Origin of the sequence: Candidatus Acidulodesulfobacterium ferriphilum (assembly GCA_004195035.1) — a bacterium.
In the GTDB taxonomy this organism is placed as follows: domain Bacteria; phylum SZUA-79; class SZUA-79; order Acidulodesulfobacterales; family Acidulodesulfobacteraceae; genus Acidulodesulfobacterium; species Acidulodesulfobacterium ferriphilum.
This window is the reverse complement of record SGBD01000004.1, coordinates 192,264-204,353: the sequence shown is the minus strand read 5'-3', so window position 1 is coordinate 204,353 and position 12,090 is coordinate 192,264. Positions and strand designations below refer to the sequence as shown.

9 protein-coding genes are annotated in these 12,090 nt (G+C 37.3%); 8 read left to right on the top strand and 1 reads right to left on the bottom strand.

Annotated elements, in window-relative coordinates; genetic code table 11:
• The first annotated feature begins 30 nt into the window (after positions 1-30).
• Complete coding sequence (locus tag EVJ47_08035) at positions 31-1,128, top strand: hypothetical protein (protein RZD14171.1); 1,098 nt, start codon at positions 31-33, stop codon at positions 1,126-1,128.
• A gap of 94 nt (positions 1,129-1,222) precedes the next feature.
• Here the strand turns inward: EVJ47_08035 and EVJ47_08030 are convergent, their stop codons facing one another.
• Positions 1,223-1,828 (bottom strand): Uma2 family endonuclease, encoded by a 606-nt coding sequence (locus EVJ47_08030; GenBank protein RZD14170.1) that lies wholly within the window; start codon positions 1,826-1,828, stop codon positions 1,223-1,225.
• A gap of 348 nt (positions 1,829-2,176) precedes the next feature.
• Between EVJ47_08030 and EVJ47_08025 the strand changes: the two genes are divergently transcribed.
• The 7 genes from EVJ47_08025 to EVJ47_07995 all read left to right on the top strand — a co-directional run bounded on the left by EVJ47_08025 (position 2,177) and on the right by EVJ47_07995 (position 11,839).
• Entirely contained in the window at positions 2,177-4,624 is a 2,448-nt protein-coding gene (locus tag EVJ47_08025; protein ID RZD14169.1) for a TonB-dependent receptor, read from the top strand.
• Positions 4,625-4,993: 369 nt separating this feature from the next.
• On the top strand, positions 4,994-7,447 hold the full coding sequence (locus EVJ47_08020) for a TonB-dependent receptor (protein ID RZD14168.1): 2,454 nt from the start codon (positions 4,994-4,996) through the stop codon (positions 7,445-7,447).
• 215 nt (positions 7,448-7,662) lie between these two features.
• Complete coding sequence (locus EVJ47_08015) at positions 7,663-8,388, top strand: TonB family protein (protein ID RZD14167.1); 726 nt, start codon at positions 7,663-7,665, stop codon at positions 8,386-8,388.
• Between the two features lie 75 nt (positions 8,389-8,463).
• Complete coding sequence (locus tag EVJ47_08010) at positions 8,464-9,147, top strand: MotA/TolQ/ExbB proton channel family protein (GenBank protein ID RZD14166.1); 684 nt, start codon at positions 8,464-8,466, stop codon at positions 9,145-9,147.
• A gap of 74 nt (positions 9,148-9,221) precedes the next feature.
• The gene (locus tag EVJ47_08005) at positions 9,222-9,626 is read left to right on the top strand and encodes a biopolymer transporter ExbD (GenBank protein RZD14165.1); all 405 of its coding nucleotides are present in this window, start codon (positions 9,222-9,224) and stop codon (positions 9,624-9,626) included.
• Positions 9,627-9,711: 85 nt separating this feature from the next.
• Positions 9,712-10,623, top strand: a complete 912-nt coding sequence (locus tag EVJ47_08000; protein RZD14164.1) for a sugar phosphate isomerase/epimerase — start codon at positions 9,712-9,714, stop codon at positions 10,621-10,623.
• Between the two features lie 7 nt (positions 10,624-10,630).
• Positions 10,631-11,839, top strand: coding sequence for an MFS transporter (locus EVJ47_07995; GenBank protein RZD14163.1), 1,209 nt, complete (start codon positions 10,631-10,633; stop codon positions 11,837-11,839).
• The last annotated feature ends 251 nt before the right edge of the window (positions 11,840-12,090 follow it).

Genomic DNA, 12,090 nt, shown 5'->3' with positions numbered 1-12,090 from the left:
AAAATTAATATTAATTCGCGCCATAAATATATGCCGATTTACGATAGCCTAAAAGCGTTGAAACACTGGTCGAATCCATGGATAGCATACCCGCAAAATTTATACATATTTAACGATATGCTCAAACATAACGTTTCTTTTGAAGACTTCGGGGAGTTTGTGTCCCGCAACAGAATAGGCGATATATCGGCCGCCATGAAAAAGCATATAGACCTTAAATCATACGGCTGGGATAGATTTATTTTAGACACTGCAAGGGCTAAGGTTTTTTTAAACTTCGCAAAAAAAAGAATTAAAGAGGGTAAGTTTCCGCAGTTTGTTTATATATGGCTTCCCGACGACCATACGGCGGGGCAAAAACCCTGCTATTATACACCCGATTACTATGTCGCAAACAACGATTACGCAACCGGCGAGATTATAAATTATTTAAGCCGTTCGCCTGTCTGGAAAAATACTCTCGTATTTATCACCGAAGATGACGCCCAATCCGGCGCAGACCATATAAATGCGCACAGAACATTTGCATTAATGATTGGACCTTATGTAAAAAAAGGAGCAATAATCGCCCGCCGTTATTCCCAGATAAACATCTTAAGAACCATAGAGACAATCTTTAAATTGCCGCCCATGTCCCAGTGGGATGCAAACGCCGCCGTTATTAGAAACGGATTTACCGATAAGCCGGATATGACGCCTTATAATATTATGCCGATGAGGGTAAAACCTGCATTAAATCCGGGAATATGCAGAAACAGGGTTGACAAGATAAGGCGCAAGATAGGAAAAAAGGGAGAGTGGGAAATACCCTTAAAAACAGGGTCTAAAACTTCAAACGGCGTTAAAAATGTCGTGCGGCGAACTGGAGTAAAAGACGGCTTACAACCGAAGTCCTCCTCAAACGCGGATGCAAACATAAACGGAAATGCGGGTATTCCCATTCCAAAAAACGAGCAATATATCCCCGTTTCGCTCTTTAAAGTACCTGGACCGGAACAGTTTAAACAGGAATGGGTCGCGTCAAAGGGTTTAAAATCATATAAAAAAGTGATGCGATATATTAAAGATATGGCAAAAAAGCGGCATAGTCCTGTGGGTGGTATATTAGCAGGGGTTAACCCGGATTAATTTTTTAGATTAAATTTTAACTTTAAAGGGGGGTGTTAACATGATTGGTTTACCAAGGAATTAACTGTTTTTTTTTGATTATAATTGAGACCGTTTAAATTTCCGTAAATATATCCCCTAAATTTATTTTTAAGTCTAATGTTTTAATATCAGGTATAGCCTTATCTTTATATTTAACCGATAAGATTTCGTCGAATTTCTTGGAATCCCCCGTCGTTCTTCGAAGTATGTTTATGTTTTTCGCCTTTGGGTCTATGATTATATACTCTGTAACCCCGCTTCTTTCATAGACCTCTTTTTTAACTTTTTTATCGTAATATGCGTTTGATTGGGAGAGTATTTCGACAACAAGATCGGGGCTTCCATCTATGCCGGTTTTTTTGATTATATCCCTATTTTTATTCGAGATGAATATTATGTCGGGCTGGTAAGCATTTCTGTTATCGAGATAGACATCTATGGGGGCATAGTAAACATAACCTAATTTATTTTTCTTAACATGATTAGCTATTATCATTCCTAAATTTCTTGATATGGCTTGATGCTCCGTAAACGGGGACGGCGTCATTATCAGTTCTCCTTCGATTAATTGATAGGGGCTTCCTTCGGGAAGCTTGAAATAGTCCTTTGCGGTGTATTTTTTGGGCAAACCTATAGGATATGTTTCTTCGAATTTTTCTAATAAGGATGAACGCGGCATAAAGAAAAACCCCTAAAAATAAATAATTAAAATTTAATGCAAATTAAACTTAAATTAAACCTAAAAACCGTTTACGATAAGTAATCGAAGCATATTTGCCTTGTATGTTTATATTTTACCATAATAAAGCCTCTTTACAAATATAAATTAATATAAATAGTAAAATTCAATTATTACAAAACTGCAACAAACGGCAATAAATAGTAACATAATTTTAACAAAAATTTAACCTTGTCGTAATAATCTTGTAACATCCATTTGTTAAAATAACTCCGCAAATTAATTAATACCCGTTTTTAAAACAAACGGTTTATTAAAAACAAAAAACCTTGCCTTACAGGAGGATTTATGAAAAAAAGAGTTTACCTTTTTATTGTTTTACCAATTTTTATCCAGATTATTTCCCCCCTTTTTTCTTTGCCTTCCGCATTTGCTTCAGGCAATGACGCTTCTAAAAAGCCCGTTTATCTTGGCGAAATTTCATCTACTTACCTGAAAAAAATTCTTACCGAAGAAGAAAAAGAATTAAAAAAGACGGATTTAAAATTCACCAAAGAGGAAATTTTTAAATCGACCCAGAGCAAATTAATCGTGGGTAAGGCCGAACTTAAGGCAACACCCCCCGTCGGTGGCGCAACGCAAGCCTTATCCATAATACCCGGGGTTAGAAGTGAAACATACGGTCCGACAGGGGCGAGCAGAGGAAGTTTCAGCATCAACGGAATTCAACAGGGATGGGGCGGATTAATAGGAGAAACCGATGACGGGAGCATTGCGGTAACATTCGACGGCGTTCCGATGGGTAATCCCGGGTCAGGCTTATGGTCCACCGCTTTAATGCCGGAGATGTCGTTAATTTCTGGAATCAATGTCGTTTACGGTCCCGGAAATCCTGCAAATAGGTGGTATAATGCCCTCGGCGGAACATTGGGTTTTATCCCCTTACAGCCTTCGCTTAAGCCCGAAGGTTCTTTAAGTTTTACTTACGGCAGTTTTAATACTAAAAATGTAAATTTTAATATAAAAACAGGGATGATTGGCGGTTATTCCGCCGTTCTTGCCGGAGGTATTACAAGTTCAAACAGTTATAGAACAGGTTTTGGGTTTTATAACCAGGCTGCCGACTATGCGTATTACGGAAAAGTAGTTAAAGTATTTTCTAACGGAAACATTGGATTAGGCGCATACATTGCCCATTCGCAGGGCTACAGGCCGACTTTTATACCGGAAAGTCCGATATACCCCGGCAACGGAAATCAAGGAGTAACGGTTAACGGCTATTATCCAGATGGAAACAGCGTGCCGGGACCATATTTCTCACAGCAAACAACCGGCTATTACAGCTCCTTAGCCTTTGATGTATGGAATAAGCTTGCCAGGAATCATATGTATTTAATTTATTCGCCGATTAATCTCAAGGTTTCAAAATCTGTTTCATTTCATAATTTAGTTTGGTACAGGGAAGGGGAAAGGCTCCATTACCACCAAAACGATTTTTCGCAAGGCGCCGGAAATTTGTATGAATATAATAATCCCGAAGACGAAGTTTACGGGGATAGGACATATTTTGATATAAACGCTCCTCATAACCTGATTAAATTCGGCGGCTGGTTTCTAAAAAGTCATTATATATCGAGAAACGCGTTTTATAATCCTTTCGGAACATATTGCACTGCCCAGCCGAGCGGCCTAAGTGAAGTTACAACCATTACAAATCCTTGCGCTTATAGATACAGCGATTTTTATCAAACCTTTGGGTCCGCATTCGTTCAGGATACGCTTCATTTTTTTAAAAGGTTAAAGATAACTCCGGGCTTGAACTTTGTTACCTTTAAAACAAACTTTTATAATAATGCTTCGCAATATTATCCTGAAGCGGTTCTGTTAAATCCTTACGGTAATGACGATACAATACAGGGACACAACGGACCTCAAGCGCCTGACGCTTCGACTTATTTTGAAAAACTTGAACCTTCGCTGGGCGTTAATTATAAATTAACTAAAAATACAGCTATTTACGGAAATTACTCGGACGCCTATCAAAATCCTCATTTAGGCGGAGGCGGAGGACCCTTTCAGCAGATAGGCGCTAATGCCTTGGAACCTGAAAAAAATCAATATTACACAGCAGGTTTTAAGGTTTTGGTTCATCACGATAATTTATTAAACAATTTTGTTCTAAATGTTAATTATTATCATGAGCATTTCTCAAACCAGCTGTTGTCCTACACCCTGGCTGACGGGACATCTATTTACGCATCCGGCGCCTCCAATTATGACGGCGTGAACCTAACGGCATCCGACAATCCCATAGATAATCTTCATCTTTTCACAAATATAAACTATGAAAAAGCAGTGTATTCTACATACATTACAGGCGGGGGTAATTATAACGGAGATAATGTTCCGTATGTGCCGGAAGAGACATTTAATTTAGGCGCGTATTATAACATCTCAATCAACCGTATTACCTATTCCCCAAAAATATGGGATATATACACGGGTAAACAGTATATTATGGATGATGTTACGGGGGCGCCGTCGGGTCAAACGATTCCAAGCTTTAATGTTTTAAATGCTTCGGTAAGCGCCAAAATCCCGTTTGGCGGCAGGCATGCCGGCTTGCCGAAAGCGGCGGTTATTAAGCTCACGGTTTTAAACCTGTTAAACCGTAAATATAACGAATATGAGTATATCACTGCCGGCGGCTACTTCGGAGGAAATAGCGCAGGGTCGGTTTTAGCATACCCCGGAATGCCGATAGCGGCTTATGTAACGATGACATTAAAGTTTTAATTTTTTCACCCTCCAAGTCCTCCTTAAAGGACTTGGAGGCTTTTGTTAAATCGGTAACAAAACTGTAATAAAACCGTAATAAAATTCAACAAAACCTTAGCTAAGTCGTAATAATTCTGTAACATTCATTTGTTAATATAATTAACGGCAAGTAAAAATCCAGTTAAATTTCAAGTTTTTATTTTTTTTAATCACCTTAATTTAACCGTTAATAGCCTTAATTCAATTATTCAATTACGGAATTTTATTATTTTAAGATAAATTTATAAAAATGCAAATTCGGTTATCATTATCATTTTTTTATTAATTCTAAAGAATAATTAGTATCACATCTTAAAATAATAACAAAAACAAAAAAGGAGAAAAGAAATGAAATTGAAAGTTCCTGATGGTAAGTTAAGAAAGATTGGTTTGGGGATAGGGTTAAACAGGACTGAATTTAAACTAATCCTGTTTATTGCCCTGTCGGTATTTGCTGCATTTTATGCCCCGTCTAAGGCAAATGCCAAAGTAATCGTTTTAAAAGCCGAGAAAAAAGCTAAGAAAGTGAAAAGGACGCCTTTTACAGTATCGAAGATTAAAAAGAGGGCTATCGAGGCAACAAAATCGCCTATGAACTCCTTCGAGACGATATTAAATCAAGCGCCTTCCATACACGCAAGTACCAGCGGTCCTAATAATATCCGTTCGCGCGTCGAATTAAGGGGCTTTGGCACAGGCGAGGTTGCACAGACCTTTGACGGCGTGCCGATTAACAACATGTTTGACGGCGATTCTTCCAATTATATGGATGTTAGGAACAACGTTCCGTTTACGCTCGGCGATATTTCCGGGGTCGGGATTTATTACGGCGTGAATAATCCAAGTATTGATTCCTTTGACTCCCTTGGCGGCACGATAAACTATGAACCATTGATGCCGACCAGCAAATTTTACGCCAAGATATTCGGAGGCTACGGTTCTTTTGCCACAAGGACTTACGGTTTTGCTTTGAATACAGGCAAGCTCTGGGAAGGAATCAGAATGTATTTGAAGGTATCAAGAGACGACGCGAACAACTGGTATGACGGTTCAGCTTACCCCAACAGGCTCCATTCATATTATATGTCCCTTATTAAGCCGTATAATAACAACAGATCGCATATTTCGTTCATATTTATGAGAAATGACGATTACGCAAACGACCCGCACCTCGTTCCCGTACCGCTGCTTGATCAGTTCGGCTATAGCTGGGGATGGCCGACTTCCGTCGAAAATGCGCAGGCTTACAATCAGGAGTATTACGCCATACTTGGTTGGAAGGCTTATATAAACAGAGATCTTACCTTTGACAATAAGAGTTTTTACTTTAATGAAAATATGGCAAAAAATCTTTATGTAAACCCGGCATGCCATACAAGTGCCGCCAGCGCTGGAATCAGCACGGCGTCATGCGATATACCTTCGAGCATTTATATTAACGGCGTGCAGCCTTATTCTTTAAGTTTCGGAAGTGGAAACTGGTCGTTAACGCCTGTTCCCACCGCTACTTATAATCCAGACCCGCAGTTTCTTGACGGTCAAAATAGCGCTACGGCAATTGCAAACGGCTTTACTCCCGGATTTGCTTACGGAACAGATAACCATTATAAAGCCGTGAATGTAAGCCAGTTCGGCGATATTCCCTCGGTTACCGTTAGATTTCCGAGAAATGTGCTTACGCTCGGCGGACAATTCCTTTTCGGAAGATATCACAAAATAGAGTCGTTTTACGGAGAAAGTTACGGGCCTGTCGCGCCTTTTTACAATATTGCCGATAATGAACACGGTACGGAGAATATGGATGCGGTCTATGCGCAAGACAGGGTGGACATTATTCCCGATAAGTTATTTATCGAGCCTGGCGTTAAATATCAAATAGTGGATATGAGCGTTGCAACAAACGAAACATGGCCGTCCCTTTATCCGTACGGCGGGACGGTATCGGATACATTTACCGAAATAGAACCCACGATTGGTTTAAGCTATAATCTACTTCCAAACTGGAATTTTTACGCAACTTACGGAAGGACGATGAAAGCTCCAAATTATACCGCTTACGAATCCGTGCTGACTTCTTATAACGGAACTAACTTTACCACATCTTTAAGCGGAATAAAGCCCGAATATGTTACCGATTACGAACTTGGAACGAGGTACAGATTAGATAATCTCGAACTTTCGGCAAATGTGTATAAAGAAGACTTTTCCAATACATTCGGTACATATTTAAATACCGCAACGGAAGTTACCTATGAGACAAACGGCGGCAGGTCGCGGTATGAGGGTTTACAGCTTGAGGGACAATATGATTTTAACCGCCATCTGAATGTTTTTGCAAACTATTCGTTAAATACCGGAAAGTTTACTTCTACCTATTCAGGTCCGGCAGGAAATGTTTTACCGGGTGAAAATGTTCCGTTTATACCGAGGCATCTTGCAAATATCGGCGTTGACGAAAACTATTATAATATAGACGCAAGGTTGTGGGGGACATACACGGGCGAGCAGTTCGTAGAAGACATAAACGGAAATCCTACAAGCGCGTTCCACCTTGGCGGTTACTGGCTGTTTAATTTAAATCTTAGCCACTATTTCAACTTTAAAAAAATGGGCATATTAAAAGAAGCTGGCCTTAAAGGTATGAAACTCAGCCTATCCATTGACAATATTTTAAACAGACAGTATCTTACCGGCGCAATCCCTGGATTTGTCAGCACATACCCAAATTCAAACGCCATTTATGCCGAATATTTGCCCGGCATGCCCAGATTCTATTATGTGACGACATCATTTAAATTTTAAGCTTAAGATCTAAATTATTTGATGTTTTTAATGAGTTAAACGGGTTAATATTTGTCCGCAGAAGCCGGATATAACCATATAACGGCTTTTGCGGAAACTTTTTTAAATTGTAACAAAAATTTAATATAACTGTAATAATTTTGTAATATTCATTTGATACAATAAATTAAAATAAATTAAATTCAAATTGTTTATATTCATATTTCAAAAAATTTATGGAAAATATTATAAAAGAATTTCCAGATAAAAATGCAAGATTAAAATATTCATTTATAATTGCTTTAATACTGGAAATAATGTTTTTGCTCCTTTTTGCCGAGATTTCTCTTATTGCCAAGCATTTTATGAAACCCGCCGCAAAGGTAAAGCCCTTACTCATCTCCGTCGTCAGTCTTCCGCATAAAAAAAAGGTTATAGTTCCGCCTAAAAAAATAGCGGTTCCTGTTAAAAAGATAAAAAAAGTAATATATAAGAAGCCTGTAATAAAAAGAGTTATTAAGAAAGTTTTGATTAAAAAATCCATAAAACCCGCTCCCCTTAAGGTTCATCATGTTTCCGTTCCTATGCCCGCTCCGGTAGCGCCCGTAGCTCCGATTGTTAAACATACTGTTGTCGTTCACCATGCGCATAAAAAAATACCGGCAAGCATACTAGATAAATATTTCGGCGAAATCAAGGCAAAGGTTGTAAGGAATTTAGTCTATCCGTATTATGCAAGAAAAGAAGGGATGGAGGGATATGTAAATGTATTGTTTAAGATTTTAAGAAATGGAGACCTGGTATTCGAAAAGATTGAAAAAGGTTCTCAATATGGGACTTTAAACTCATCTGCCATTAAAACCATAAAGATATCTGCGCCGTTTATGCCGTTTCCTAAGGGCATATCAATAAATTCGTTAACTTTTCTAATAAAAATACATTTTAAATTAAAACGAAGATAAAACGAGATTAAATTGTTTAATTGTTTAAAAAGGTAAATGGATAATTTTATATCAATTAAACCTTAAAAGGAGGATATGGTAATGAATATATTTCACAGTTTAGGAGTATTATTTGACGGCGGTCCGCTTATGTATGTTATGCTTGTATTGCTTCTTGTCGCCATCACCGTTATTATCGAAAGATTTTATTTTTTGCATAGTGTTATTAAAACAGGCTCGTCTTTTACTGAAGAGATTAAAAGTATTTTAAAAAGCGATAACGGGCTTAAAAAGGCAAAAGAATATTGCAATGAACATCCCGGAATATATTCTTCCCTTCTCTTAGTCGATTTTAACAATCTGTGTTTAACTAAAGAGGAAAGGGATGAGGTCTTGACGGAAGAAGCTATGAAGCATACAAGAGAGATGGAAAGATATATGTGGGTTTTAGATACATTAATCACAATGGCACCCCTCTTAGGGCTCCTTGGAACTATAATCGGGATTATGGTTTCGTTTAATGTGATAAGTAAAACAGGGGTATCGCATCCGACGGCCATTACCGGCGGAGTTGCTTTAGCCCTTTTAAATACGGCGGCAGGCCTTATTATTGCAGTACTTTGTTTAGGATTTTTTAATTACTTCCAGAATAAAATTATTTCGATTAAAAAGCAAATGGAATTTGTGGTATTGCAATTTGAAAATTTTATCAAAAGAAATGAGTTGAAAGATAACAATAGTTTTAGCTCAAACGAAAAAAAGAAGGTGCAACTGGTTTAAAAAGATAATTAAAATAGATATATATAATTAATTTATATACTTGAGGAGGAGGCAGGGGTAAAACCCGATAAAATATGAAGCTTTTTAAAGAACAGGAAACTAAAAGAGCAAGAATCGAATTAATACCGATGATTGATACGATGTTTTTTCTTCTTGTATTTTTTATATTCGTAACTCTTTCGATGGTTCATCAAAAGGGGCTAAATGTTAAACTTCCGAATTCATCCCAGGGTTCTGCCGTAAAATTACACAATTTTGTGGTTACGCTCAAGGAAGACGGCTCGGTTTTTCTTAATAAAGAAAGGACAAGCCTTCAGAGTCTTCCGGCATTATTAAAGCAAAAGGTTACAAATAAAAAAGATCTCATAATTATTAACGGAGATAAAAAAATTTACTTAAAAAGGGTCATTAAAACAATAGATATTATAAAAAAGGATGGATTTTTAAGGGTTTCTATCGCCGTAAACCCCGTGAAATAATTTAGCGCTTTATGTTATAATCTTAATCGGCAGTACCGGTAAGAGATTAAATAACGAAATAAATATAAAAAAATAGGGCGTTTAAGTGAATAACGGCAATCTTTGTTTTGGCGTAAATACCGATTCATTTTTTGGAATAGGGTTCGGACTTATAGGAAATAATGATCCCCGCGCTTTAGAATTAAGATTTAACCGATATTTTAAACTTTTAAATGAGTACCACATACAAGCTGTCGAGATAAACACCGAAATCGAGCAGTTATCCCCCGGATTTTTAGGAAAAATAATCGCACCCATCATAAAATCTTCGGATGTTAAAGCGAATATTAAATCGGTTTCGGTACACCTTCCTTATTTACAACTTAATCCGTCAAGCCTCCTTGAAGAATACAGAAAACTTTCCGTAGATTATATAATCAGGGTTATAAATGCCTGCCGGGAATTAGAGGCATTAAACATAAGCGTTGGAAGATTTGTTCTTCATTTAACCTCCGAGTTTGAGGATTCTATAATGTTTTTTCCTATCGGGGAAGAAGATAAAAAGGCGCTTATCGTTAGCGCTATAAATCAGGCAAGGAAAAGTATGTCCGATATATTGAAAAAAACAGGTCTTAATCCCTGCATGTTTGCGTTGGAAAATCTTGAAGTTTTTCCGTTCGATTATCTATATCCCATAGTCAAAGAATACAATATTTCGATATGTTTCGATATAGGACACTGGGGATTAAGCGGGTTTATGCCCCTCGAATTTATAGAAAAGTTTAAGCTCGAAAACATAAGCGAAATTCATATCCAGGACATGGTTTTGGAAAGACAGGGCTTAAGAATAACCGTAAGAAAAGAACACCGTGCGTTGGGAGACGGTATTTTAAGAGTCGATGAATTTTTTCATTATCTTAAAGATAAAAAATTCGGCGGTTCTTTAATTATAGAAAACAGGTCTGAAAAGGATTTAATAAAATCGATAGAGTATCTTAAATCTAAAAATTTCATATAAAATAAAATTGGGCAATAAAAATAATACATTTTTTACAATGCCCCTTCTGCTTTCCTCCGCGGGCATGTTTTTAGACGGGTATTCCTTGACCGTCATAGCATTTGCGATAATACTTATTAATCCTTATTTTCATTTAAATGTCCTCGGCTCAGGTTTGATAGTCGCTTCGGTTATTTTTGGCAGCGCGGCAGGGGCATTGGTTGTCGGATATTTCGGCGACATCTTTGGAAGAAAGTCGGTTTATGTTTTAAACATGGTAATTTTTGTCATGTTTGGTCTTATCTCCGCTGTTTCTTTTAATTTTTTAATGCTGTTTTTATCCCGCTTTATTATAGGCATTGCGGTAGGGGCGGATTATCCCGTATCTAATTCTTATATTGCCGAGATAGCGCCGCAGGGGTTAAGGGGCAAGTATCTCGCATTTTCAGGACTTTCCTTTGGACTCGGTTCAATATTTTCTTCTCTCGTTTCGGCAGCGCTTTTTCCGTTTGGCCCGGAAATGTGGAGATTTATGCTTGGGATTGTTGTGATACCTGCTATTATAGTTATGTTTTTAAGGATTTCTATGCCTGAATCTGCAAGATGGCTAAATGTTAAAAATTTAGGAAATAAAATTTATATAAAAGGGATGTTTTCAAATGTCCATATTAAAAATACGCTGTTATATTCGATTATATGGTTTTTATATGATATCGGGGCTTACGGCATAGGCCTTTTGATACCTTTAATTTTTAAAAAAACAGGTCTTATTTCAAATGAGGATAACGCTCTAATTACATCATTAATCCTTTTTGCGGGCATTATCAGTTCTATAGCGGGGCTGTTAAATATAGATAAAATCGGGAGAAAGGGTTTGCAGCTCATCGGTTTTATAGGGATGGCAATCGCGCTTTTTTTCCTGCCGTCCGTTTATAAAAGTTTAATCGGCATCATTTTAGTTATTTTCATTGCTGAAATTTTTAATTCCTTTGCGTCCCTTACCGTGGGGATTTTTCCGGCTGAGCTTTCGCATACATCTTTCAGGTCGTCGGCTTACGGTTTTTCGGCGATGTTGGGGAAATTCGGGGCTATATGCGGGGTTTTGATTATGATGTTCTTTGTAAAAGAAAATAAGGATTTTGGATATTATTTGATCGGAATTTTAATGCTAACCGCCTTTTTATTAACTTTTTTTCTACCCGAGACTAAAAATAGGGAACTCGATGTTAATTTATAAACCATGTAAATAATGTACCCATTGTAGAAATTTAGATTTTATTTCAACCAATTATGTACTCTATATATTATACTTTTGGTAGGCACGGGCGGTCTCGAACCGCCGACCCCTACCGTGTCAAGGTAATTATCGTATAATCTAAGTTATTGATTTAATATAGTTATTTAATCATAATAAAATCTACTGTATGCGAAATTGTATTTTTAATGCTGCAACGGCAATTTAAATATTAATTGATAATATAAGTATAT

Excerpts from the sequence above, each read along its gene's own strand:
- EVJ47_08005 (RZD14165.1), top strand. The coding sequence starts at position 9,222 with ATGAAGCTTTTTAAAGAACAGGAAACTAAAAGAGCAAGAATCGAATTA.
- EVJ47_08030 (RZD14170.1), bottom strand. The coding sequence starts at position 1,828 with ATGCCGCGTTCATCCTTATTAGAAAAATTCGAAGAAACATATCCTATA.
- EVJ47_08015 (RZD14167.1), top strand. The coding sequence starts at position 7,663 with ATGGAAAATATTATAAAAGAATTTCCAGATAAAAATGCAAGATTAAAA.
- EVJ47_08010 (RZD14166.1), top strand. The coding sequence starts at position 8,464 with ATGGTAATGAATATATTTCACAGTTTAGGAGTATTATTTGACGGCGGT.
- EVJ47_08020 (RZD14168.1), top strand. The coding sequence starts at position 4,994 with ATGAAATTGAAAGTTCCTGATGGTAAGTTAAGAAAGATTGGTTTGGGG.
- EVJ47_08025 (RZD14169.1), top strand. The coding sequence starts at position 2,177 with ATGAAAAAAAGAGTTTACCTTTTTATTGTTTTACCAATTTTTATCCAG.
- EVJ47_08035 (RZD14171.1), top strand. The coding sequence starts at position 31 with ATGCCGATTTACGATAGCCTAAAAGCGTTGAAACACTGGTCGAATCCA.